This is a genomic window from Mycobacterium sp. NS-7484, from assembly GCF_001953975.1.
Taxonomy (GTDB): domain Bacteria; phylum Actinomycetota; class Actinomycetes; order Mycobacteriales; family Mycobacteriaceae; genus Mycobacterium.
This window is the reverse complement of the sequence record NZ_MBEJ01000137.1, coordinates 37398-62405: the sequence shown is the minus strand read 5'-3', so window position 1 is coordinate 62405 and position 25008 is coordinate 37398. Positions and strand designations below refer to the sequence as shown.

The following is a 25008-nucleotide window of genomic DNA, read 5'->3' as shown; positions in this document are numbered from 1 at the left end:
AGGAAGCACTTCTGGCGTCGTGCAGATCCAACTACCCGGTAGGCTGCACCACCCACACCCCTCGGCGCAACACCCCCGTCACCGTCAGATCCGAGTCCAACACCACCAGATCGGCTCGTGCCCCCGGCTCCAGAGCACCGGCCGACAGGCCCAGTGCCCGAGCCGGGTTGACCGAGGCTTGACGGGTGACAAGCATCAACGCCTCGTCACGGGTCAAACCGCAATGGCTCACGGCGAACCGGACCACGCGGTCCATGGTCGCCGTGCTCCCGGCGATCGTGTTCATCCCCGCGACGAGCGCCACTCCGTCGGCCACATCGACCGGTACCGGTCCGAGCGGATATCGGCCGTCGGGCATCCCGGCAGCTGGCATCGCATCGGTGATCAGCGAGACGCGGTCCGGTCCGACTGCGCGGGTGACATGTCGATAGATGGCAGCGTCGATGTGGACGCCGTCGGCGATGAGTTCGACGGTGACACCGGGATCCTCCATGAGCGCGATCACCGGGCCCGGCTCCCGTTGGTCGATGGGCCGCATGGCGTTGAACAGATGTGTGCCGACGCTCGCACCGGCGTCGATCGCGGCCCGGGTCTGTTCATAGGTGGCATCGGTATGGCCGAGGGCCACCACCACTCCGGCGTCGACGAACCGCCGGATCGCCGACAGCGCGCCCGGTCGCTCCGGGGCGATGGTCACCATCCGGATGGTTCCGGCTGCTGCGGTGAGCATCCGGTCGATCTCTGCGGGGTCCGGGTCACGCATGAGCGCGGGTTGATGGGCCCCGCAGCGCACGGTCGACAGCCACGGACCTTCCAGGTGAATTCCGTCGATCACCCCGGCCTGCGCCTGCTCGGCAAGTGCGGAAACTTGGCGGAGGAGGTCCTCGGGGCCCGCGGTGACCAGCGACGCGATCATCGTGGTCGTGCCATGCCGGCGGTGCAGTGCCACCGCGGTATCGGTATCGACCGACGAGGCGGCCGAAAACCCGCCGCCGGCCCCGCCGTGGGCATGGGTGTCGACGAAACCCGGGACCACCGTGACGGAGCCGAGATCGTGATCCGCGGGCCGGGGTGGCCTCCCGGCACCGATGGCCACGACCCGATCGCCAGACAGCTCAATCCATCCCGGGCGCAGCAGCTTTTCGCCCGTGATGAGGGTGCCGGCGGCAAGTAGCATCCCGGCTTACTTCTGCGCCGTGAAAAGCTCTGCACCCGAGGCGATGTCGAGTCCATCGGTGACCGCCTCGGCCACGGTCACGTTATCGGGGTCACGCTCGTCCATGACCACGACCGGAACGATCGGATCGAGCCCCTTGGCCACGACCGCCGGAACGTCGTAAGTGATCATCAGTGCTCCGGCGGCGACGTCATCGCCCTGGCTGACGTGCGTGGTGAAGTGTTCGCCGTTCAACGAGACGGTGTCCAGTCCCAGGTGCACGAGGACGCCGACGTTGTCGTCCGTCATGATGACGTACGCATGCGGCATCAGTTTCAGCACTTTGCCGCTGACCGGGGCGATGGCTTCGGTCACGCCTGGCGACGGAACCACCGCCGCGCCGTACCCCACCAGACCACCGGAGAACACGGAATCCGCGACCTCCCGAAGTGGTACCGCGCGTCCTGCGACCGGGGCGAGTACTCGCGTCCTGCTCACTGTGATGGCTCCTTTGCGCCGCGATCGGACTCGTGCCCTCAAACAATACGAGCGTGCTGAGCGGGGATCTCCAGTTCATCTCGTCTGCCCATGCTCTCGTCTAAGCTTCCGGTCAGCTTCGGGACGGGTCGCACCGGGCGGCCAGAAGGGCGACAGGCATGAGCAGCACGACGGGAACCGAAGGAGCACAGCCGAAGTCCGGTGTACAGGTCCGTGGTTTCGGTCAGCTACAACGCCTCGGCAAGAGCCTGATGCTGCCGATCGCGGTTTTACCGGCCGCCGGTATCCTGCTGCGACTGGGCCAGCCCGATCTGTTGGGCCGGATCGACTCCCCCGTCATCGGTCCGTTCTTCAAGGCGATGAGCGCCGCCGGCGACGCCCTGTTCAGCAATCTGCCGCTGTTGTTCGCCGTCGGTGTCGCGATCGGCTTCGCTCGCAAGGCCGACGGTTCGACAGCACTGGCCGCGGTGGTCGGTTACCTGGTGATGGCGGCTGTCTTCACCACCATGTCACCGATCGTGCTCGCCGGCGAGGTGGACAAGGCCGGCGATCAAGCCCAGATCAACTACAGCGTGTTCGCCGGGATCGTGGTGGGCCTGCTCAGCGCATGGTTGTTCGACCGTTACCACACCATCCAATTGCCTTCCTACCTCGGCTTTTTCGGTGGCAGGCGCTTCGTGCCGATTGTGGTGTCCCTCGCGAGCCTGTTCCTGGCCTTCGTGATGAGCTATTTCTATCCGATCTTCGATGCTGGGCTGACGGCATTGGGACGGTTCATCGGCGCCAGCGGAGCGGTGGGTGCGTTCGTCTACGGATTCGCCAACCGCATGCTGATTCCGTTGGGGCTGCACCACATCCCGAACTCCTACGTGTGGTTCATCTACGGGGACTACCAGACCCCGGACGGCACGGTGGCCACCGGCGAGCTCACCCGATTCGCCGCCGGTGATCCGTCCGCAGGCATCCTGACGGCCGGGTTCTATCCCGTCTTGATGTTCGGATTGCCTGCGGCAGCGTTGGCGATGATCCTGGCGGCGAACAAGAAGCAACGGAAGGTCGCGGTCGGGATCCTGTCGGCGGCAGCCCTGACCGCCTTTCTCACCGGCGTGACCGAACCGCTGGAGTTCGCGTTCATGTTCGTCGCCTTCCTGCTCTATGTCATCCACGCGGTGCTGACCGGGCTGTCGCTGGCCATCGCCTACCTGCTCGACATCCATCTCGGTTTCTCGTTCTCCGCCGGGCTCATCGACCTGCTGCTGTACGGCGGCGCGCCCGCGGCTCACAACATCGGGTTGCTCCTCGTCATGGGTGCGGGGTTCTTCGTCGTCTACTTCGTTCTGTTCTACGTGGCGATCACGAAATGGAACATGCGCACGCCCGGGCGGGAGCCCGTCGGTGACTTCGACGCCGAGGAACATGCCAACCTCGGCGACACCGGGGATGCGGTCACCACGTCGGCACGGGAGCACTCACAGGCCGAACAGGTCATCGCGGCGTTCGGCGGGCGCGAAAACCTGGTTCGGGTCGACGCCTGCATCACCCGACTCCGGATGGAGGTGGCGGACACCGCCAAAGTCGATCACGCGCACCTCAAAAGCCTCGGTGCGGCAGGCGTCGTCGAGGTCGGCAACAACGTGCAGGCCGTGTTCGGTACCGATTCCGAGGCGCTGAAGAACGCCATCCTCGACGTTCTCTAGTTGCGCGGACGGTTCAGACCGACAGCAACCGGTGGAAGAAGTCGCGGTAGCGCGTGAGCGCCACGCGAAGATCTTCCGTCGAGGCCTCCTCGCCCCGCGACCATTGCGCCTCGAGCCGGGAACGGGTGTCGGCGAAACTTGCGGTGAGCTCGTCGACGACTTCGGACACCAGGTTGTCGGCCTTCTGGACGCACTCTTTCGGGTCGTCGACAAAGGCGGCCTGAACCTCATTCCACCGTGCGTGGAGACCGGATCGATGCTCGTCGGCGAACAACAGCGTGTTGTCCTCGGCCGGCGCCGCGGCCGTTGCCGGCGCCGGATCGGCCTCGCCCGCCGGTGATGGCGTTCTCGCCTGCGCACCTTCGGTTTCCGGCATATCCGGCAGTTCTGGTTGAGCGCTCGGTGTCCGCTCGTCGTGGGTGGTCATGCTCGCGCCTCCTTCGCCGAATCCGTACCCGACTCGTGCCGGCCGGCGACTCCTGGCCCGGCAGCCTCCGCGCCGGCACCGCGCGGCGTGGACTCTTCGGCTCCGGCGTCGGTGCGGCCGTCGCCGTCATGGCCGACGCCGAGCAGTTGCTCGAAGAGCGCGCGATAGTGGACGATCGCCTCACGTTGCGCCTCGGTGCCGATCTCTCCCTGCTGCTGGGCGAGATGCAGGATGTGCGCCGCGCGGTAGTGCTCGACGACCTTCGGGTGGTCGACCGAGATGTCGGCCGTACGTTGCTCGAAATCGTCTACCGGATAACCGCGTTCACGCATCACCTCGGTCACCAGTCGATCCGCCTCACTGACCGACGTCGCCGGATCGTCGACGAACCCGGCCTGGGTTGTCTTCCACGCCTCGGCGTACCGCGACCGCGATTCCGGGGCCAACTCTTTGATGTCGAGCTTGTTGTGCTTGCGTTTACGTGCGAGCAGTTCGCGTTCGGCCGCGCGTTTCCCACCTGCCGTCTCGACTGCACGTTCGTACTCCGGCCCGAACTGTCCCTTGAGCCGTTCGCTTCTCTTCTGACGCATCATCGACGCTGCCACCACCACCGCGAGCAAGACGATGACGGCGACAACCACGGCGATGACGATCCAACTCCATGTAGGCATTTCTTGACCTCCTGCGACGGAGGGTTACCCGCACGTTGTCTGCACAAACGTCAATTCCGCGCCTGTACCCGTCTACTTGCAGTAGGACCGAGTGGCATAGTCGAGCGCCTGCCGATACAGCGGATCCAACTCTCGCGCGGTGGCCACCGCCTCGACGGCCGTGGCGCGATCGGCCGGGCACGACGGCGAGTGCAAGGCCGGCCACTGGTTGGCGATCTCGTCGACGATCGTGTGGTTGAGCGCGTCGATGGTGCTTCTGGATGCGCCGAGATCAGGTGCACTCACCGGCGCGGCGGACGGGTCGAGCTTCCATCGGGCGAACAGGCCATGCTCAACCGCCACGGTGGCGTCGATCTGGTCCCGGAACACCGCGCCCACATAGTCTTGGTCGAGGTTCCGCGCGCCCGCCTGGGCTCTGGTGGCGTCGATGACCTGCTGTTCGCGTCGCACATCTTCGATCGGCCCACCGGTGCGGAACTTGTTGGCCGCCACCGGATCAGCGGTCTGCAGACGTTGCGCGGCGGCGTCGACCAGTGGCTGTAGTGGGCTGGAGCCCTCGGCTCGGGCGGGCACAGCGCACAGCACCGCGACGAGCACGCCGGCGGCTGCCATCCGCGCCGTCGTCACAGCCGGGCGAAGCATTCGTCGGACTCGTCGTCGGGAATGGAGGCGTTCTGACTGGAGAACTTGCCGACCACCCCGGCGTCGGTCACCGCGACGCTGTCCGCGCGGATACCCAGCGGGTAAGCGTCGTTCAGCTTAGTCGTCAGCCCGGTCAGCGCTGTCTGCACGGTGTCCTTCGCGAAGGGGCCACTGACGTCGGTGACCTCGAGCTCCAGGTTGCCGTCGTCGACCACCGGTTTGGCGGTCACGTTGGTGTCCCCCACCGCCTGCAAGGTGATGGTGCCCGCGGCGGGATCTGTACTGACATCGGTGACCAATGCCCCCACGCCCGGCAGGTTCTCCGCCACCGTGTCCTTGATCCCGGCGGTCGTCCAGCTCAAGGTGGCGGTCAACGAGCCGATGGTGCCTTTCGAGTGGTCGGACTTCTGCAGCCGGATGTCCGACAGGGCGACGTCGGCGGTCATGCCCTGGGCCGCCTGCACCCGCTTACCCCCGGTCTCGACCGAGATGTTGGTGTAGTGCCCGGTCATGTGCTGCCACAGGAACGGCGGCTTGACCCCGAAGGACACTGACGCGGTGTCCTCGACGACGCATTCGGCCACCGCGACGAGCACTGACCCGGCCTTGTGTCGTGCGTACAGTTCGGCACCCGTCAGGCCGATGACCCCGAGCGCGACGGCGATGACGGCGATCAGGACCATCGCCTGCGGGCTGCGCCATCGCGAAGAAGGCTTCGCCGGCTTTTCCGGCGTGGCCGGTGCAGCCGCCGCCACCGGACGGGGCTTCGACATCTTCTCGGTCGGGGCCTCAGGCGGCTGGTAACGCGCCCTGATCTGTTCGGTCGCGGGCTCGGGCGGTTGACGACGCGCCCGAATCTGTTCGGTGGGTGCGTCACCCCGTCCTGGACGGGGCAACCGTCGGGTGGCCGGGTCGGGCGGCGGCATGGGACCCCGGCCCTGCCTGGATTGCCGTCCGGGTTCGCCGGGGCGTTGCGGCGGTGTCGGCATCTGGGTCATTCTGCCGCAATTGCGCCCCGCTCAGCGGGCGGCCACGCCTGTGGGTTCGCTCCTCATTCCGGCGTGGCCGCGAGGCCCGGTGCCGCGGTGTCGGGCTGTTGTTGTAGGCCGGCCGGATTCGCGGTGGCCGCCGCGGCGATCGACAGCCCCGCGATCACCAGGCACAGCACCGTGTAGACCAGGCTGCCGATGGGATCGCCGTCGGCGGTGACGCCGTCGACGGCGCCGAAGTAGGCCGGCAGTGCCGTCACCCACAAGACCGTCATGACCGCCAGGTACACCGCGGCATAACGCAGGATCAACGGGTTGGCGTAGCGCACGGTAGCCGGATCGCGGTCCTTGCGCAGGGTCGACCATTGGCGCAGCAGCACCGGGATCGCCACGACGCTGAGCACGACGAGTTCAGCCGCATAGATGACGCCGCCGACGGTTGTGCTGCCCGAGATCGTGGCACCGAGCGTGGCCGGCAGGGGCAGCACCGCGGTGCCGATCGAGGCCAGCACGCCGACGACGATGGTGCGGCCCACGATCTGCATCCCGCTGAACGTCTTGCCGTCCTGAACGTGGCGGCCGACGAACAATTGCACGCAGAACGCCAGCGACATCGGCCACAGCGCGGCGAACACCACCACGCTGGGCAGCGGCACCGAGTCGAAGAAGGGCTGGTTCATCGGATGATCCAGCGTCCACTCCCACCACCGCAGTTGGGGGCCGAGGTGGTCGAAGATCTCGTAGAACGCGTGATGGACGAATCCGACGCAGATGGCGCCGACGAACACCCCGTGGCGGCGGAAGACCCCGAGAGTCCGGACGATCTCGTAGGCGACCGTGGCCATCATCGGGTAGATGGCCACGATGTACAGCGGCAGCCGGCCCCACAGAAAGTCCACGGTGAACACGTTGTGGGCGAACATCGTGTCGACGTGTTCGGCGATCCCGAAGGCACCCGGGAAATACAGGGGCGGTTCGATGATCAGCAGGTAGGCGATGGCGCCGAACCACAGCACCAGGTTGGTCGGATCGTTGTGCCGGCGCAACCGCATGATCGCGTACACCAGGGCCAGCACCGCACCGACGATCACGGTGATCTCCAGCACCGGGAGCGTCCAGTTCTCCAGCCCGAACGGGTTGCGGAACTCGGCCACGCCTCCGGCGGTGTCACACGAAAACCCCAGGCGCTCAGCCAAACCCGAGAAAGTCGGGGTGCACAGGTCAGACACCGGCGGCACTCGCCTTCTCCTCGGCAGCGTCACCGGCGGTGTACCACTGCGTCACGTCGTAGCCCTCCTCGTAACGCTGGAACCATTCGTCGGCCAACACCGGCAGGTTCTCGTGTGCCGGGTTGTGACCCGGGATCTGGCTGCGCACGACACCGACCAGAGCAGTCAGCATCTCGCGTACCGGCAGGTGGGAGAACGCGTTCTCCACCGGTCCGTCGTAAGGGGTCTTGGTGAACGGAAGTTTCTGCAGCAGAGCCTTTTTCCGGGCCTGCATGCCGAACATCGACATCGCGTCGATCTGGCGTTCCTCCAACGGCACGTGCTTGTTGAAGCCTTCGGTGGCGATCTTGAGGACCGCCCACACGTGCTTGAACACCGACGGGGCGACGCGCATGCGGTACCAGGGATCGTCGACCACCGCGTCGTAGATGATCAGCGCCGAGCTGCGGTGCTCGACCTCTTCGACGAAGTGCCACAGGAACAGTGAGGCCACCCGGTCGTCCCCCGGAGCGAACAGGGTGTCGTCGTGGTCGAGCATCAACTTGAAGACCGGCGTGAAGGTGGCCTCCAGATCGGCGGTGTAGGCCAGGCGGTACTTCAGCGGCGTGGTGGCGGTCAGGTCGTCGAATGCCTTGACCACCTCGTCGAGGGTTCCCTTGAGCGCCGGGTAGGTCTTGAGCAACCCCTTGGCGTGCTGGCGGTGGGCCATCGAATGCTGGCCTTCCTGCCGGGTGAAGGCCTGGGCCTCCTCGGCCACCGCCGGATCGGTGATGAACGGCATGGCCTCGGTGATCATCTGGCCGATCATCTTCTCGAAGGCGATGGCCAGGAAGGACACCGCGTTGGCCATCGACGAGAACGCCGGGTTGGTCTCGTTCCACAGGAACGGGACGCGGTGGTCCGCGAACGCGAACCTCATTTTCCGCACGATCAGATCCGTCATCGCCTGCCACCTCGCTTGTCTCGATTACATGCACAGCGACTGCCTGCCGATCAGAGACCAATCATACAAACAACGCTTCGTTTGTATGATTACTACACGGCAACGTGGCCCGTCAATGGCGGGGTGGCGATATCCTGCAGGGGTGTTGCCGGCCAGAATCTCCGACCGTGGCGCGTAGGCGCGGGTGGGACGGGCGGCCGCCCGGCAGCGACGAGGAAGCCTCCGAACGGATCGTGGCCGCCGCGGTGCAGTTGATCTCCGAGACCGGCACCGGGATCAGCATCGCCGACGTCGCGGCCTCCCTCGGCGTCATCCGCCAGACCGTGTATCGCTACTTCCCCACCGCCGAGTCCCTGATGCACGCCGCCGCGATCGCCACGGTCGACGGATTTCTCGACCGGCTCGCCGACAGCGTTCGTGGCATCAGCGACCCGGCCGAGGCGATGACCGAAGGCGTCATGTTCACCTTGGAGGAGGTCGCCCGCGTACCGCATCTGCGCATCATGCTGTCGGGGCCGCAGGCCGCAACCAGTTCGGTCAACGTCGCCTCGGATGAGGGCCAGGCTTTCGGTATGCGGATGATCACCCGCTTCGACGTCGACTGGGAGAAGTACGGCTACGACGAATCCTCACTGCGCGAGCTCGTCGAGTTCACGCTGCGCACCATGCTGTCCTTCTTCGTCGCGCCCAACGAACCCGGCCGAAGCCGGGACGACCTGCGGCGCTTCCTCAGACGCTGGCTGGGTGGGGCGATTCTGGCTCAGCCGACCGATGAGTCGCGATGACGTCACCGAACACCGCGGGGATCAGCCGATTGAAGATGTCGGCGCGCTCCCATTGCAGGAAGTGACCCGCCCCCGGAACCACCAGCGGCCCAATGCGATTGGGAAATGCCCGCTCACATTTCGGCACGAAATCCTCACCGACGACGTGATCGTCGGGGCCGTAGAGCACCAGGGTGGGCACCTCGACCGCCCCCATCAACGGAATGTCGGACATCGCACGGCCATAAGCCAGCTGATATGACGCCCAACCGGCCCGCAACCGTGCCTCGTCGGCATACGGCTCGGTCATGAAATCCACGTCGGCCTGACTGAATGCGTAGGGCGAACCCCACAACCGGTTGCTGTACATCGCCGCCACCCACTGCCGACGCGCCTCGGCCGTCGGCAGCATCGCGGCGAGATCGTCGGGGAACGCGCCCTGCATCCAGCGGTAGTCACCGGTCGGGTCGGCCGCGCCACCCACCGTGGCCGGGTGCTGCGAGCGGATACCCGAATAATCCACGGCCATCGGCGGAACCGTGTTGAACACGCAGAAACGCGTGACGAATCCGGGAAACCGGTGGATCAGATCGGTGCTGACCACCGCGCCGACGTCACTGGCCGCGATCAGACACGTCTCGTGCCCGAGCTGGTCATGAACCAGGGCATGGAGGTCGCGCGAATAGGTGACGATGTCGTGCTGATCATCGGCCGGGATCGAGCTGTCCCCCATGCCGCGCAGGTCCGGCACGATGACCTCAAACCCGGCTGCGGCCAGCGCCTCGATGTTGCGCCACCAGATCCGCTTGGTCTCCGGATATCCGTGGACCAGTACCAGGGGTACGCCGCCGACACCTTCACGAACGAACGCCAGTGACACATCGTCGGCGACCGGGGCAGTGTGGATGGTGAACGCGTCAGCGGGCGGCGCGGGAGGCTGGGCCGGGCGCTGACGCGGATCGTAACGGAAATCCGCCATGGCGAAATACCCTACCGGTCAACGTGTCCCGCGAACGAGACGGCCCGGACGCGCACCGGTGTCGACGCCGCCGCGCCGGGTCACGGTGCCGCTGACGATCGTGGCGTCGTAGCCACTGGCGCCCTGCACCAATCGGTTTCCGCCGGCCGGCAGGTCGTAGGCCATCTTCGGCGCATGCAACGTCAGGGCGTCCATGTCGATCACGTTGAGATCGGCTTTCTTGCCCTCGGCGATCACGCCGCGGTCGGTCATGCCGAACAGTTGCGCGGTGTCGTTGGCCTGCTTGCGGATCACGTATTCCAACGACAGCTTCTCCCCGCGGTACCGATCGCGGGCCCAGTGGGTCAACAGGAATGTCGGATACGAGGCGTCACAGATCATGCTGCAGTGCGCACCGCCGTCGGACAGGCCCAGCACGCCGGCCGGGTGGGTCAGCATCTCCCGGATCGCGTCGTGGTTACCGTTGGCGTAGTTGAACATCGGATACATCAGCATCGCGCCGGCATCCGCCTCGAGCATCAGGTCGTACATCGCGGCCAGCGGATCCACGCCTCGCTGCTTGGCGATCGCGGCCACCGTGCGCTCCTCGGTCGGTTCGTAATCCGGTGGCTCCCCAAGGTGATACAGCCGGTCGGCGACGTTCTGCGCCAGCATGAACATGCCGTCGAACAACTTGTCCGGGTCGATCGGCAGATCGTCCTCGGACAGGATCGCGGCCCGCACCGCCGGATCGGCGAGTCGCTCGGCCAGCTCCGCACGGCTGCATTCGGCCTTCAGCCGCCGGAAGGTCGGCCGATGCGTGAAGGCGTGGTGGCCCGGGAATCCCAGCAGCATGCCGAACGGCCGCGCCGCGACCTGCGGGAAAAGCCGACTGCCGGCCTGATGCGCGGCCGCTGACAGCTCCAGCTGCTCGCGCCACAGGTTCGGGTCGGCGTCGACCTGGATCAACGCGAAGCTCAGAGCGCAGTCGATTTCCTCACCGAGCCGGCGCATCCACTCCAGCTCGGTCTTTGGCGCGACGATGTCCTCGCCCGCCGCACCCTGTGGGGCCAACTCGAAGACCGCGGCCCCACCGGCCGCAGCGGCCCGCCCCAGCGCGAAGAGCTCGTCTTCGGCCGCAAAGGTGCCCGGGACGGGCTCCCCGTCCATTGCGCGGTGCGCCAGCGTCCGGGAAGACGAAAATCCCAGTGCCCCAGCCTCGATCGCTTCCTGCACCAGGGCGGCCATGGCCTTGATGTCGTCCGGTTTCGCCGGCTCGTTGCGGGCACCACGCTCCCCCATGGCGTACGCGCGGACTGCGCCGTGGGCGATCTGGGTTCCCATGTCGACGGAGAGCTCACGTTTGCCGATCACGTCCAGGTACTCACCGAAGGTCTCCCAACCCCAGGTGATGCCCTCGGTCAACGCGGTGCCGGGGATGTCCTCGACACCCTCCATCAGCGAGATCAGCCATTCTTCGCGACCGGGGCGCACCGGCGCGAAGCCGACGCCGCAGTTGCCGGCCACCACCGTGGTGACGCCGTGGTTGCTGGACGGTTCCAACACGTCGTCCCAGCTGACCTGACCGTCGTAGTGGGTGTGGATGTCGACGAACCCCGGTGCGACGATTTTTCCGGCGGCGTCGATGGTTTCGGCTGCCTCGCCGGACAACCCGGGATCGTTCGGTCCGCGCCGATGCACCGCGACGATCCTGCCGTCCTTGATCCCGACGTCGGCGGTGAATCGGTCTGCACCGGTGCCGTCGACGACCGTGCCACCGGTGATCTTGAGATCGAACACGTTTTGCTCCCTTGAGAACGTCCGGGCCGCTACGGTGGCAATGTAACACCGTTACAGAACCCCGTGCCGGGTTTTCGATCTTTCCGCGGGAGGCACTCCATGACGCTGAGTTCCACACATCCCGGCAACGCACGAAAGGCGGATGCCATCGGTGAGCCGCCCGCGCGGCCGACCCTGGTCCCGGCCGAGCGCTACTACTCCCCGGCCTTCGCCCGACTCGAAGTCGAGCGCATGTGGCCGCGGGTGTGGCAGGCTGCGTGCACGCTCGATCATGTGGCCGAGCCGGGCGACTACTTCGAATACCGTTGCGGCCCCTACTCGGTGCTGATCATCCATGGTGACGACGGGGTACTGCGCGCATTCCAGAACGCCTGCCGGCACCGCGGCAACACCCTGTGTACGGGCAGCGGTTCCGCCCTGCGGGAACTGAAATGTGGCTACCACGGCTGGACCTGGGACCTGACCGGCGCCCTGCGACGCATCCCGAACCGCAAGGGTTTCGGGTCGGTGCACATGTCCGAGTTCCCGCTGGTGCCGGTACAGGTGGACACCTGGGAGCGGTTGGTCTTCGTCAATCTCGATACCGCGACGATGCCGCTCGCGGACTACCTGGAGGCTGTTCCCGAGGACATCGCCTGGTGCGGCCTCGGCGACTTCCGTTGCTACGCAACCATGACCATCGATGTCGAGGCGAACTGGAAGACGATCGCCGACGGATACAGCGAGACCTACCACGTCCAAACCCTGCACCCCGAACTGCACCGGTGCATGGACGACGTCTATGCGCCCCAGACCATCTGGGGCCACACCGGTAAATCGGAGTCGCTCTACGGGGTGCCGAGCCCGCGGCTGGCGGGTGCACTGAGCGATCAGGACGTCTGGGATGCCTATGTGGCCACCCAGGGTCCACTCATGGGCGTGGCCGAAGGCACCCCGTTCCCACACGACGAACAGGCCTCGGGCCAATCGGTGGCCGACGTGATCGCCGCCAAGATCAGGCAATTCGCGGCAAGCCGCGGCGTCGACATCGGTTGGGCCGACACCGACCAGGTCATGCGGCTCCACCAGTACAACGTGTTCCCCAACATGACCCTGCTCGCCAGCGCCGACCACCTCACCGTGATGACCGCACTGCCCGGAACCGATCCCGACCGTGGACACCTCGTGATGACGCTGATGGCCCGCATGCCACCGGATTCACCGCGGACCAAGCCCACCGATGTCCGGATGAGCGCCGAGCAGGCACACCCCGGCCTGGTGATGAGTCAGGACATCGCCGTGCTGACCGGATTGCAACGCGGCATGCACCAACCCGGGTTCACCCATCTGGTGCTCTCCGGCGAGGAGCGTCGAATCATCAACATGCACCGCAATCTCGAGCGCTACCTCGATCTGCCCGCCACCGAGCACATCACCGACGCTGCGACACCCTCGTGAACGGTAAGCCGCGGTCAATCGATGCCGACGTCGTCCTCGACGCGGCCGCCCGCCTCATCGAATCCGATGGCGTCGAGGCGTTCTCGATGCGTGCTCTCGCCGAACGCATCGGTGTGGCCGTCACCTCGATCTACTGGCATGTCGGCGGTCGGGATGCGCTGTTCGACAGCCTGGTGGACAGCCTGCTGACCGAAATGGCCGGCCTGCCGATGGACGGCGCCACCCCCTCGGATCGGATTGCCGCCCTGGCGCGCAACCAACGCAGCCTGCTGATCCAGCGTCAACATCTGCTGGCGATCGCCCACGAGCGGGACCGCACCCCGATGTTGTTCCTGCCGGTCCAGCAGCGGCTTGCGGCCGAACTCGCCGAGGCCGGTGTCACCGGCACCCAGGCGGCGCTGGTCTTGCGGGCCGTGCAGGTGCACGTGATTTCCTCTGCGGTGATGCAGTTCTCGGCCGTGCGCGGGCCGCTGCACCAGGAGGAGGACCCGTCGTTGTGGACGGCCGCCTGGCCCGACCAGGAACTGGTCGCGGCCTTACAGTCGCCCACCGATTACGACGCAGTGTTCGAGTACGGACTCGACGCGTTGTTGGCGCCGCTGGCGCAGTCCGATGCCGGGCCTCGTCGGGTCAGGGCAGCACGGTCTTCATCAACATGACGTTGTAGGCCGACCACAGCGACAGGTTGTAATAGAGCTCCCGGCCCGTGGACCACGGATGCAGATACGGCGCATAGATGCCGCCGGGGATCTGCGACGAGGGCACGACCAGTTGCTCCGGGCCCCACGGGCCCTGGGGAGCCGGCGCCGTCCGCATCACCACGTCGTTGGCCCCGTTGCCGTACAGCACCAGGTACTGCTTGAGATACGTGTTGTATTGGGCCGACATTTCGCTGACCGGCCCGGGAATCACCGGTGTGGCGGCCGCTGGATTGCCGGGCACCCAGGCGTTGTTGGTGGCATTGAAGTACTCGTACTTGGTCAGGTCGGGGATGAACGCCGGCGACACTCGCGCGATGTAGGCCGAGCCGCCGCGGCCGTTGGGAGTACCGAACGTGTATATGTACGGATCGCCCGGGCCCGGCTTGAGGAACGCGCCCATCTGGAAGTTCTCGTTGCCGCCCGCGGGCGTACGGATGGTCCCGGGGTACACACCCCAGTTCTCACCGTTGTCCGGCGACATCGCGATCGCCGAGAAATTGGTGGACCACGCGCCCGGGCTGTCCCAGTTCCGGATCGACATGAAATTCAGATACTGGTTGCGGCCCACGGCAATACCTGCCGTGGGGATGACACCGGTCTCCTCCGGGGCGCGGCCGATGCTGTTGATGATCTGCTTGGAGATGCCCTGTCGCCACACCGGTGAACCCGAATACTTGTTGGCCACCTGACCATCCGGCACCGCGATCGTCCGCGCCAGTGACCCGTCCTGGCTGCGGAACAACACGTTGTACCGCCACTGCTTGCCGGGGATGCCGCAGTAGCCGTTGGTGTCGCCGAAGGCCATCAACACCTGCCGGTTCACCGGATCCCCGTTGTCCCACATGATTCCGAGATCCGTCCCGGTGATGGCGAAACGCTTGATCGTCTCGTTGGGACTGTCGGGTCCGGTGACCCACCCGACGATGGAGGTGCCCGGCGGCGGCCCGGGTGTCGGTACGGCCGCCGCGGGGGCCGGTGCCGGCTGTGGTGCCGCCGGCACCGGGGCCGGCTGGGCTGCGTTGGGGACCGGTTGTGTGCCACCGGGATTCGGCCTGGGCACGACGGCCGCTTTCTGCCTGACCTGTCCGGAGTTCGGGATCAGCGCCTTGAGGATCGCCAGCGGCAGCTGTCCGAGCTTGGGCGTCGGCGCCTGGTCATTGGCCCCGACCGGCTTGTGACCGATCGGCCGGTTGAAGGGCGCGATCCGCGAGGGCTTGGGAATCTGGAACGCCTGGTTCGGAAGCGGTTGCGCCGCAGCGGCAGCGCCTTCGCACGGTTCGGCCGATGCGCTCGGCGCTACGCCGACCGCGACCACGAGTCCGATTGCGGCCGCCGCTGCCATCGTCGAAGCACCTCGAGGACGTCGCGACATGTCACACCTTCCCAATACAGGGACGTCGACATGACGTCACAGTTGGCTGAAGTGACGTTAGTGATCAATGTTGTCGATGTGACCAGTGATGCATTGATAGGTACCGTCCCGTGACCGTGTCGCAACCGAGCTCGGCGTGTTGGCTGTTGTCCTATTTGTTGAACGTAGTCACTGCGCGGACGGACGTTCGTCGCTACGGTGGGTTGTGGTGGAACTATCGAAACGAACGAGAGGGATCACCATGGCCGGAACATATGATCCGAAAAAGGGCGGCAAGTTCGAGCCGACCACCAAGGCCAAACCGCCGCCACCGCCTCGCCCCGGCGGCAACAAGAAGTAGTTTTTCAGCCACTGCCCACGTAGGAGCCCAGCGCTCACGCGTGGGCAGTGGTGTTTCCGAGCGCGGCCAGCCGCCGCTTCGATGCCGCCGACTGGATCACCTGTGGCCACCAGAACCACCGGCCCAGCAACGCCGCGATCGCCGGCGTCATGAACGACCGCACGATCAACGTGTCGAACAGCAGACCGAGTGCGATGGTGGTGCCGACCTGGGCCATCACCTTGAGATCACTGAAGGCGAACGAGGCCATGGTGAAGGCGAACACCAGACCCGCCGAGGTCACCACCGAGCCGGTGCCCGCCATCGCTCGGATGATCCCGGTCTTCAGCCCACCGGGCAGCTCTTCTTTGAACCGGGAGACCAGCAGCAGGTTGTAGTCGGAACCGACGGCCAGCAGCAGGATGACCGACATGGCCAGCACCATCCAGTGCAGTTCCAAGCCGAGCAGGTGCTGCCACAGCAGCACCGACAAGCCGAACGACGCGCCCAGGGACAGCAGCACCGTGCCGACGATCACCGCGGCCGCCACCACACTCCGGGTGATCAGCAGCATGATGATGAAAATGAGTGACACCGCCGCGATTCCGGCGATCACCAGATCGTAGAACGATCCGTCTTTCATGTCCTTGTAGGTGGCCGCGGTGCCGGCCAGGTAGATCTTCGAGCCTTCCAACGGTGTGCCCTTGAGCGCCTCCTTGGCGGCCAGCTTGATCGGGTCCACGTGGGCGACGCCCTCGGGTGTCGCGGGATCGCCCTCGTGACTGATGATGAACCGCACCGACTTTCCGTCCGGTGAGATGAAATTCTTCATCCCCCGCTTGAAGTCCTTGTTCTCGAAGGCTTCCGGTGGAAGATAGAACGAATCGTCATTGCGGGCCTCATCGAAGGCCTTGCCCATGGCCGTCGAATTCTCCTGCATCGCGGCCATCTGATCCTGCTGCCCGGCCTGGGTGGCCCGCTGCGTGAGCATCAACGTCTTCATCGTGCGCATGGTCTCGATCTGCTGCGGCATGAGCGTGACCAGCTGCGGCATCAGAGTATCGAGCCGCTCCAGCTCGGGCACCAACTGCTGGACGTCGTCGGTCAACGCGTCGATGCCGTCGAGGGTGTCGAAGATGGAACGGAGCGACCAGCACAGTGGAATGTCGGCGCAGTGCGGCTCCCAGTAGAAGTAGTTGCGCAGCGGCCGTAGGAAATCGTCGAAATTACCGATGTTCTCCCGCAGTTCGGCGATGTCGAGCGTCATCGTCTTGGTCTTGGTCACCATGGAGTGCGTGATGTCGGCCATCTGCTGCGTCAGCCGCGACATCTCCTCCATGGTGTCGATGGTCTTCTGCATCTCGTCGGCCTGAACCAGCATGTCGGCCATCCGGTCCTGCATGTACTTGCGGTTCATGGTGTTGGTCGTGCCCTGCCGGCTCAACAGGAACGGGATCGACGTGTGCTCGATCGGGCGCCCGTTGGGGCGGGTGATCGCCTGCACCCGAGACACTCCGGGCACCCGCACGATGCCCTTGGCGATCTTGTCGATGACCAGGAAGTCCGCCGGGTTGCGCAGATCGTGGTCGGTCTCGACCATCAGCAGTTCGGGATTCATCCGCGCAGCGCTGAAATGACGTTCGGCGGCGACGTATCCGACGTTGGCCGGCAGGTCCGAGGGTAGATACTTGCGGGCGTCGTAATTGGTCTTGTACCCCGGCAGGGTGAGCAGACCGACGAGCGCCAGACCCAACGTCGCGACCAGGATCGGTCCCGGCCAGCGGACCACGGCGATCCCGACGCGGCGCCAACCCCGCGATCGGATACTGCGTTTCGGTTCGAACCGTCCGAACCGGCTGCCGATCACGATCACCGCCGGGCCCATCGTCAGGGCAGCGACGACGGCGACGAACGTGCCGACCGCGCACGGCACGCCCATGGTCTGGAAGTACGGCAACCGGGTGAAGCTGAGGCACAGCATCGCGCCGGCGATCGTCATGCCCGAGCCGAGCACCACATGGGAGGTACCGCTGAACATGGTGTAGTAGGCGGTTTCTCGATCTTCACCGGCACCGCGGGCCTCTTGATACCGGCCGATCACGAAGATGGCGTAGTCGGTTCCGGCGGCGATCACCATCAGGGTCAGAAGGTTCACCGCAAAGGTCGACAACCCGATGATCCCGTTGTGCGCCAAGAATGCCACGATCCCGCGGGCGGCACCGAGCTCGAGGAACACCATCAGCAGGATCAGGATCATGGTGGCGATCGACCGGTAGACGATCAGCAGCATCACCGCGATCACCACGAGCGTGATGGCGGTGACCCGCGCGACGCTCTTGTCGCCGGCATGGTGTTGATCCGATACCAGCGGCGCCCCACCGGTGACGAACACGCTGACACCCGGTGGAGGCGAGGACTGTGCGACGATGTCGCGAACCGCGGCCACCGATTCATTGGCCAGCGTTTCGCCCTGATTGCCCCGCAGGTGCACCTGGACGTAGGCCGACTTGCCGTCGTTGCTCTGCGCCCCCGACGCGGTCAGCGGATCGCCCCAGAAGTCGGCGACGTGCTGGACATGGGCGGTGTCAGCCTCGAGCTTGTCGACGATGCCGTCGTAATAGTGGTGGGCGTCGTCGCCGAGGGGTTGTTCGCCCTCCAGGACCACCATCGCGCTGCTGTCGGAATCGAACTCCTGGAAGTCGCTGCCGATCTTGCGCATCGCGATCATGGCCGGCGCGTCTTGGGCGCTCAGGCCGACGGTGTTCTCCTCGCCGACCTTCTCCAGCGGCGGCACCAGGACGTTGGTCAGGACGGTCAGGACCACCCAGCCGAGCAGGATGGGCACGGCCAGCATGCGGACGGCCCGGGCGATGCCCGAGCCCGTCGTGCCCTTGCCGTGGGCGCTCATCGTCCGCTCGCCGCGGCCAGACGTCCGGCGTCTGGATTCGGTGCCGTGGTCCGCACAACCGCCCCTTCGATCAGGCCACTGTCGCCCTCTGGGACAGGTCGCAGACGATACAAAAACACCGTCGCGCGTAATATACGTAGCCCGTCAAAATGTCGCTGTCAATCATCGATTCCGGCGCCGATTGACAGCATCTTCACAGCTAGACCGCGATCGCTCCCATGGCCAGGTCATCAGCGCCCACACCGCCATCACGACCGCGATCTCGGCCAACAGGTACACCGGCCAGGGGCCGAACACGTCCAGCACCGAGGCGGTGGGCGGCTTGTGGTTGAGATAGCCGTAGTTGGTGCCGGCGATCGCGTTGAAGGTGAACGTGAACGCCATCCACCCGAGGGTCAGCGCGACGGCGAAGCGGTAGTCACGCCAGCGCGGGCATCTGCCGCGCCCCCAGGTGAGGTAGATCGCCGCCCACACCACGAGCACATGCAGCGTGAAGAACGTGACGAAGAGGTGGTGCGGAAAGTCCGGGGCGCCTTCGCGCGGTGTGCCGATGTCCGGGGTGAGCAAGGCTTGCGAGCTCAGCACGAGACCCCAGTAGTAGGTGAGCACGAATGCCCAATGCCGCTGCGACCACAAGGCATAGGCGGCGGCGAGCTCGGCGAGGTCGCACAACTGCAGCGGAATCGAGGTGTCGATATCGGGCACGATCAGCTTGTAGGCCAACGCCACTGCGAACGCCGCGACGAGCAGTCCGGCCAGTACACGGCTGAAAACCCGGGCCTGCGCCTCGTTCTGACGCCGGCCGATCATGACCAGAAGCACTGCCCCGAGGACGAACACCGCCAGCACGACCAGATGCGACGGGCCGTAGGCCGTGAACTCACGCTGTGCGGTCAACAGTCGATCACCTCCCCGGTTTCGCACCCGCGGGACCCGTCATCCATGATGGCAGGTGGCGTTCAGGCGGGCCGGTCAGGCGCGCAAACTTCGTCAACCTGGCTCTGGACCTGCTCGGACCGCCCTATACTCCTGCCGGACCTTGCGGTTGGCGGGAGTCGAAAATGGTCAGGCGCGCGGCGGCAACGGCTTTGGAGCAACGCTGGAAGGGCGCAGCTTTTCGCGGGCTGCTGCTGCAGTTGGCCCTGCGGATCCTGTTGGCGGCGTTCATCTTCTTCGCGTTGTTCCTGCAACCGCCCGAAACCTACCGCTGGCCCTACGCACTGCTGTGGATCGGCTACCTGGTGGCGATCGCCGGTTGGGGCTTCTGGGCGCTGCAGCGGAGCAGTCGCGCGGGCGCCGAAGCCCGGCGCTGGGTGGCACTGCTCATGCTGTGCGCGGATGTCGCTGTGGTGTCGGCACTTTCGGTGGAATCCGGGCTCAGCTCCCCCAATACCTGGACCTCCGACGTGCTTCACTACGGGTTGTTTCTGATCCCGCTGATCGCGGCGGCACAACTCGATCCGTTCGTCAGCGCGGTGATCGCCGTCCCCACCGTGGCCGCCTACGTCGTGGTGCTCTGGGTGAACCAGGAGGCCAACGGAGACGAGCCCTGGGGATCTATTCTCACCACCACCGCCCTGTTGTTCGGGTTGGCCGCCGGGTCGGTCACGCTGTCGTGGATCCAACAGTCGAAAGAGCAGACGATCGCCCGGTTGGCCCAGGAGCGTAGCCACCTGCTCGAAGAGATCGTCACGCTGGAAAAGCGTGAGAGACAAACGCTCTCGGAGCGACTGCACGACGGAGCCCTGCAGTATGTGCTGGCGTCCCGCCGGGAGATGGAAGAGGTGCGCGAAGGATCCGCCGAATCGATGGACCGCGTGGACATGGCGCTCGGTGAGTGCTCGCGACTGCTTCGCGACGTGGTCCGTGAACTGCACCCCGAGGTGCTTGCCCGCGCCGGTCTGCGGGCGGCCATCACCTCACTGGCCGATGGCATTGCCGCACGCACCAACCTCGCTGTCCACCTGGACTTCGACAACTGGCCCGAGGATCTGCGGACTGACGCCGATCACCTGCTCTACAGCGCGGCGCGCGAGTTTTCGACCAATGCGATCAAGCACGCCAAGGCCGACAACCTGCGGTTCACCCTGGCCCGGTCCGACGCGCGCGCCACATTATGCGTCGCCGACGACGGCGTGGGCATCCAACCCGAGCGCCTCGCGCTGAGCCTCGAAACCGGTCACATCGGATTCGCGTCGATCCGCGCCAAGGTGTTGGCGCTCGGTGGTGTGCTCGACGTGCACGATGCCCGCGGCACCGAGATCGCGATCACGCTTCCGTCGCCGGCAGCGGTGTGAAACCGCTCAGACCAAGCCGACTTCCGAGGCCGGCGAGCTGGGAACCGACGTCGACGGAGCAAGTCCGGGTGGCTGCTGACCGTAGCCCGGCGTCGCGGGACTGTAGCCCGGCTGCGGGCCGTGCAGGGATGTGCTGGGGTCATAGCCCGGGGTGGGGCCGTATCCCGGCGTCGGACCATAGCCCGGAAGCGTCGGACCGTACCCGTAATCCGGAAGCGCCGGCCCGTATCCGGGCACCGACTGACCCGAACCGGCCAGCAGCTTGGCTGCCGCGAACGCCGCCGCCTGCGTGGTGTACACGGGGACGTAACCCTCGGTGTGTCCGCTCCATTCGTTGCCCTGGCCCTCGTGACAGATCGGGTCCATGGGGTTGCACAGGTCGATCGCCTTGGAACCGAACAGGGCGCTCTGGGTTGCTATCGACTGCTTGGTGCGGGTGCCGACGTCGCCGAAGGTGGTGATCGCCGCGACGTTGTCCGCGTATTCCGCCGGTAGCCCGTCGCCCCATTTGATTCCGCCGAGCGGGTTGCCGGCCACGATGTTGATCACGCTCGCGCCCTGCGAATAGCCGCCGAGCACGATCTGGGTGTCGGGGCACGACGACAGCGTGGACTTGATGTGGGAAATCGCGTCCTTGGCGCCATCACCGCCGTGCAGCTGCAGCTTGGAGGCCTTGTAGTTCACCCCGTAGGTGTTGATGGTCATGCCCGCGGTCTGCTTGCGGAGCGAATCGACGAAGGCATCGCCGACGCGGCCCATACCGGGCGGCTCATCGGTGCCGCGAGCGAAGACCACCTCGGCGTCGGCACAGTCGGCGGCAGACGCCACCGGCGGTGCGGTGAGAGCGACGAGCGGAACGCCCGCGGTGAGAAGTGCAGCAGCGCCAAGCCCGACCCAGCGACCACCTGACCGCGCACTGCCCCGGGGGCTAGCGATGCGGCGAGAAAACATTCCTCAATCTAACCTGTGCCCAGGGCAGATGGTTCCGGTGTGCCCGATTGGTCCACCCGGGCACCGGCCACCGACCACCGCTGACTGACGTAGTCGACTACGCTACCGGCCCCTCCCGCGGCAAACCCACCATGAGAATCCGAGGCAATCACCGAGGAGGACATCGTGGCTCACGACAGTATTCGCGAATTGGTACAGCCCCTGTCGCGTGCGGCAAAGGAAGCTCACCTGTGTTCCGTGCAAACGGAATCGCGGGTCGGGGCCATGGATTTCACCGGCAGCGGTGATGCGCCTGCGCTGTTTCGTGAGAACGAACTGCTGATCGGTGCCGAACACGTCGACGCAATCAACGAATTGACGGCCAAGTTCGGCGCAACGGCGATCCGGCCGCGACCGTTGCCGCGCCGTCCGCGCGAACTAGGTCGAACCGCGCGTAACCACGGGCTGGTCGAACCACCGCCGGACAGCGTTCGAGTGGTGTTCTCGGAGCCACCGCGAATCCGCGACGCGGCGGCGATATTCGAGCGGGCGGTGAGTCGATCCACCGATGCACCGCTGCCGCACTTCTCGTCGGAGATGGCCGCGTCGGTGGCGGCGCTTGTCGCGAGCATCGACGTACCCAGAGAATCCGTCGGACTCAACCATCTGGTGAAGCCCGCCCGACTGAACATGTTCTCCACGACGGAAGCTTCCGTCACCGAGTGGGGGCAGAGCGACCCGCAACTATGGCCGGCGTTCAGTGGCCGCGCGCGGATCGTAGACGCGTGGCAACTCGTCGACTCCTACCGTGCCGGCAACGGAGGCACGGCCTTGACGACGCTGGCCGTCATGGACCAAGGCTTCTGGTTCGACGCCGCAGGTCAGCCGCTGCGGCATCCCGGGCAGACCGGCTCCGATTTCGACCGCGGAGTCTTCACGTACAACATCGACCGGGACGACCGCGACATCAGCGAAAGCAGCACCAATCACGACTGGCACGGCAACGGCGCGGCCAGCCTCGCCGCGGCGACTGTCAACAACCAGCAGGGCGCGGCAGGAGCCGGCGGCACAGTCGCATTCCCGGTCTTGATGAGGCACGGCGGAGACATTTTCTCGATAATGCGCGGCATCAAGATCTGCGGATATTGGGGTATCGATGTGGTGAACATGAGCTTCGGTACACCACCGCAGACCATCTGGGATACCTTCCCGGATGCCGACTGGGTCAACGCCTTCCAATACGCCGTCGACCGCGACGTCGTGATCGTCGTCGCAGCCGGCAACAGTGGATATCGCCTTCCGGACAAGTGGGTCCGTCCGGCGACCCGCACACCTGGCGTCATCACGGTCGGCGCCCTCGGCCCGGACAACGTCACGCCCAGGGCGGACTCCAATTACGGCCCGTCGGTGACAATCTGGGCTCCCGGCACCCAGCTTCCGGTGATGCCGGATGCCGACAACGCATTCGGCCGTCGCATGTCCGGGACCTCGGCCGCGGCGCCCCTGGTCGCCGGCACCGCGGCGATGCTGCGCGCCATCGACCCGTTGATCTCCAACGCGGACGTCGAACCACTACTGCAACGGACCAGTTGGGCAGGCGAACCCGGCTTTCTCGGAATGACCAGTAGAGGACTCGACGCGTTCGCCGCGGTGAACGAGGTACTTCAAGGCGTACTCCCCGATCCGGTCGACGCCGGCGACAGCATCGCCACCGCTCGACCGCTGCAGACCGACATCATGGGCGGCGTGCGGATCCCACGTCCGGACCGGCTCGCCATCAGCAAGCAGAACGGCGACGCCGACTACTGGTCGTTCAAGACCTCCGACTACTCGGAGCTGAGGATTCAAGTGATCTGGTATCACAAGATCGCAAACCTCTATGTCGAGGTTCTCGATACATCAGGGCGCGAGATCGAAGGCCTGACAACGGTTTATCCGCAGGACGGGGTTTTCTTCGCGGCGGGCAACGTTCCCCAGGGCGATTACATCATCAAGGTGAAGAGCTACGGGGGCGTCACCGCGTATTCACTGATCGCCGGACCGTGGCTGACGCCGCTGCAGCCCGACAAGTTCGAGCCCAACAACTCGTTCGACTCGGCGACCGAACTCCGCTTCCGCAAGCCGCCACTGGACATCGGGCAGGAACACGGACCCGGCACGTTCCATCTGACACTGCACCGGTACGAGTCACTGGCAGCTGTCTTCCCGTATGGGAGCAAGTGGAAGATCGACACCGATTTCTTCAAGTTCTGGGCTCCGGCACACGAGGGTAAGGCAATCCCGTTCATCTTCATGAACTCCGACAAGCCCGTGACCCTCACGCTGTTCGACGAACAGCGCAACATACTCCATCAGTGGAGTCCGGACACCTACCACGACATCCGGCCGCCCGAACAGGCGACGAGCTTCCTCAAGGTATCCGGCGACGAGCAGACCCGGTACAGCTTGACGGTGGCCATGATGGCCGACCCGCGATTCCGGCCCGCCGATTTCCCGTCGTACGAGGTGATGCCGGAGTGGTGGCTGAACCCGGACGCGATCAAGTTCGTGAATCCGGAGGTGCGGTACGCGGTGGAGCTGACCACTCAGCCGGCCGAAGCCGGTGTCGCCGTTGGCGAATCCATCGCCATCGCGAACCCGTCGCTCGAAGAGCTACCGGTGACCGCGGAACTGCTCGACCTCAGCGGAAACGTCGTCGCCAAGGGCGAGCACACGACTGGCCGCGTGGAAATCGACACGCGCGGAGTTGCACCCGGGTTGTACGCGCTGCGGCTGACCCGGCCTGAGGAAACACCGGTCACCGGACTGCGGTTCGTCGCACCCTCACGGTGAGCTGCCCGAGACAGAAAACAGGCCAGGGACAGAGTCCCTGGCCTGTTTTCTACTGGTGGAGCTGCCGGGAATTGAACCCGGGTCCTACGGCATGTCCTCGAGGCTTCTCCGTGCGCAGTTCGCTGTGCCTCTACTCGAATCTCTCAGTCACGCGAACAAGCTGAGATGACGATCCCAGTCGCTGTTTGATGTCCCCACGGATTCCGCGACCGAACCCGTGGGTGGGTCCCTCTAGCTGATGCCAGGGTCCGGGCCGAGGGCGCTCCCGGTCTGACAGACACGCAGTCGCTTAGGCAGCGAGTGCGTAGTCGCGCTGATTGGAATCGGCGCTTAATTGGTTGCAACGACGCTTACGGTGGTCTCTTGCCTGCACCGGCACGCTTCCCTTGATTCGATGCGCGAAGTCGAAACCGATCAGCCCCTCGCATCCCCACCGAC

The 25008-nt window shown here is 65.6% G+C and carries 20 protein-coding genes and 1 other RNA gene; 6 read left to right on the top strand and 15 right to left on the bottom strand.

The window, feature by feature from the left end; all coding sequences use genetic code 11:
• Positions 1-31 precede the first annotated feature (31 nt).
• Both nagA and A5733_RS25795 read right to left on the bottom strand, forming a co-directional pair.
• The gene (gene nagA / locus A5733_RS25800; protein ID WP_076242152.1) at positions 32-1177 is read right to left on the bottom strand and encodes an N-acetylglucosamine-6-phosphate deacetylase; all 1146 of its coding nucleotides are present in this window, start codon (positions 1175-1177) and stop codon (positions 32-34) included.
• Between the two features lie 6 nt (positions 1178-1183).
• Positions 1184-1654: a PTS glucose transporter subunit IIA gene (locus tag A5733_RS25795; RefSeq protein ID WP_076242151.1), complete on the bottom strand. Its 471-nt coding sequence runs from the start codon at positions 1652-1654 to the stop codon at positions 1184-1186.
• Between the two features lie 158 nt (positions 1655-1812).
• On the opposite strand from A5733_RS25795, the gene A5733_RS25790 reads away from it, so the two are divergent.
• On the top strand, positions 1813-3351 hold the full coding sequence (locus A5733_RS25790) for a PTS transporter subunit EIIC (RefSeq protein ID WP_076242150.1): 1539 nt from the start codon (positions 1813-1815) through the stop codon (positions 3349-3351).
• Between the two features lie 13 nt (positions 3352-3364).
• Here the strand turns inward: A5733_RS25790 and A5733_RS25785 are convergent, their stop codons facing one another.
• From A5733_RS25785 to A5733_RS25760, 6 genes are all read right to left on the bottom strand, one after another.
• Positions 3365-3778 carry a hypothetical protein gene (locus A5733_RS25785; protein ID WP_076242149.1) on the bottom strand — a complete coding sequence of 138 codons (414 nt, stop codon included), beginning with the start codon at positions 3776-3778 and terminating at the stop codon, positions 3365-3367.
• Complete coding sequence (locus A5733_RS25780; protein WP_076242148.1) at positions 3775-4449, bottom strand: hypothetical protein; 675 nt, start codon at positions 4447-4449, stop codon at positions 3775-3777. Before A5733_RS25780 ends, A5733_RS25785 begins: the two co-directional genes overlap by 4 nt.
• A gap of 72 nt (positions 4450-4521) precedes the next feature.
• Positions 4522-5091, bottom strand: a complete 570-nt coding sequence (locus tag A5733_RS25775) for a chorismate mutase (RefSeq protein ID WP_076242147.1) — start codon at positions 5089-5091, stop codon at positions 4522-4524.
• Positions 5073-6080, bottom strand: a complete 1008-nt coding sequence (locus A5733_RS25770; RefSeq protein ID WP_067769394.1) for a DUF2993 domain-containing protein — start codon at positions 6078-6080, stop codon at positions 5073-5075. Before A5733_RS25770 ends, A5733_RS25775 begins: the two co-directional genes overlap by 19 nt.
• Positions 6081-6142: 62 nt before the next feature.
• Positions 6143-7309, bottom strand: a complete 1167-nt coding sequence (locus A5733_RS25765; protein WP_076242158.1) for a hypothetical protein — start codon at positions 7307-7309, stop codon at positions 6143-6145.
• Entirely contained in the window at positions 7302-8252 is a 951-nt protein-coding gene (locus tag A5733_RS25760; protein WP_067769304.1) for a metal-dependent hydrolase, read from the bottom strand. Before A5733_RS25760 ends, A5733_RS25765 begins: the two co-directional genes overlap by 8 nt.
• A gap of 167 nt (positions 8253-8419) precedes the next feature.
• On the opposite strand from A5733_RS25760, the gene A5733_RS25755 reads away from it, so the two are divergent.
• The gene (locus A5733_RS25755) at positions 8420-9037 is read left to right on the top strand and encodes a TetR/AcrR family transcriptional regulator (protein WP_076242146.1); all 618 of its coding nucleotides are present in this window, start codon (positions 8420-8422) and stop codon (positions 9035-9037) included.
• Here A5733_RS25755 and A5733_RS25750 read toward each other — a convergent pair.
• Together A5733_RS25750 and A5733_RS25745 are read right to left on the bottom strand one after the other, a co-directional pair.
• On the bottom strand, positions 8982-9995 hold the full coding sequence (locus A5733_RS25750; protein ID WP_076242145.1) for an alpha/beta fold hydrolase: 1014 nt from the start codon (positions 9993-9995) through the stop codon (positions 8982-8984). The genes A5733_RS25755 and A5733_RS25750 overlap by 56 nt on opposite strands.
• Positions 9996-10013: 18 nt before the next feature.
• A complete protein-coding gene (locus A5733_RS25745) occupies positions 10014-11774 on the bottom strand; it encodes an amidohydrolase family protein (RefSeq protein WP_076242144.1) in 1761 nt (586 codons plus the stop codon).
• 99 nt (positions 11775-11873) lie between these two features.
• Here A5733_RS25745 and A5733_RS25740 point away from each other — a divergent pair, with 99 nt between their 5' ends.
• Positions 11874-13211 carry an aromatic ring-hydroxylating dioxygenase subunit alpha gene (locus A5733_RS25740; protein ID WP_076242143.1) on the top strand — a complete coding sequence of 446 codons (1338 nt, stop codon included), beginning with the start codon at positions 11874-11876 and terminating at the stop codon, positions 13209-13211.
• Complete coding sequence (locus tag A5733_RS25735) at positions 13208-13870, top strand: TetR/AcrR family transcriptional regulator (RefSeq protein WP_076242142.1); 663 nt, start codon at positions 13208-13210, stop codon at positions 13868-13870. Before A5733_RS25740 ends, A5733_RS25735 begins: the two co-directional genes overlap by 4 nt.
• On the opposite strand, the gene A5733_RS25730 is transcribed toward A5733_RS25735, so the two are convergent.
• The 3 genes from A5733_RS25730 to A5733_RS25720 all read right to left on the bottom strand — a co-directional run bounded on the left by A5733_RS25730 (position 13842) and on the right by A5733_RS25720 (position 19411).
• On the bottom strand, positions 13842-15254 hold the full coding sequence (locus A5733_RS25730) for a DUF4185 domain-containing protein (protein ID WP_076242141.1): 1413 nt from the start codon (positions 15252-15254) through the stop codon (positions 13842-13844). The two genes, A5733_RS25735 and A5733_RS25730, sit on opposite strands and share 29 nt — an antisense overlap.
• 404 nt (positions 15255-15658) lie before the next feature.
• Positions 15659-18511 carry an RND family transporter gene (locus A5733_RS25725; RefSeq protein WP_076242140.1) on the bottom strand — a complete coding sequence of 951 codons (2853 nt, stop codon included), beginning with the start codon at positions 18509-18511 and terminating at the stop codon, positions 15659-15661.
• Between the two features lie 162 nt (positions 18512-18673).
• Positions 18674-19411: a TIGR02206 family membrane protein gene (locus tag A5733_RS25720; RefSeq protein ID WP_076242157.1), complete on the bottom strand. Its 738-nt coding sequence runs from the start codon at positions 19409-19411 to the stop codon at positions 18674-18676.
• 161 nt (positions 19412-19572) lie between these two features.
• Here A5733_RS25720 and A5733_RS25715 point away from each other — a divergent pair, with 161 nt between their 5' ends.
• Positions 19573-20808 (top strand): sensor histidine kinase, encoded by a 1236-nt coding sequence (locus tag A5733_RS25715; RefSeq protein WP_076242139.1) that lies wholly within the window; start codon positions 19573-19575, stop codon positions 20806-20808.
• Positions 20809-20814: 6 nt separating this feature from the next.
• Here the strand turns inward: A5733_RS25715 and A5733_RS25710 are convergent, their stop codons facing one another.
• Positions 20815-21759 carry a cutinase family protein gene (locus tag A5733_RS25710; protein ID WP_076242138.1) on the bottom strand — a complete coding sequence of 315 codons (945 nt, stop codon included), beginning with the start codon at positions 21757-21759 and terminating at the stop codon, positions 20815-20817.
• 165 nt (positions 21760-21924) lie between these two features.
• On the opposite strand from A5733_RS25710, the gene A5733_RS25705 reads away from it, so the two are divergent.
• Entirely contained in the window at positions 21925-24570 is a 2646-nt protein-coding gene (locus tag A5733_RS25705; RefSeq protein WP_142254213.1) for a S8/S53 family peptidase, read from the top strand.
• Between the two features lie 53 nt (positions 24571-24623).
• Here the strand turns inward: A5733_RS25705 and ssrA are convergent.
• Positions 24624-24992: a transfer-messenger RNA gene (ssrA, locus tag A5733_RS25700) on the bottom strand.
• Between the last annotated feature and the right edge of the window lie 16 nt (positions 24993-25008).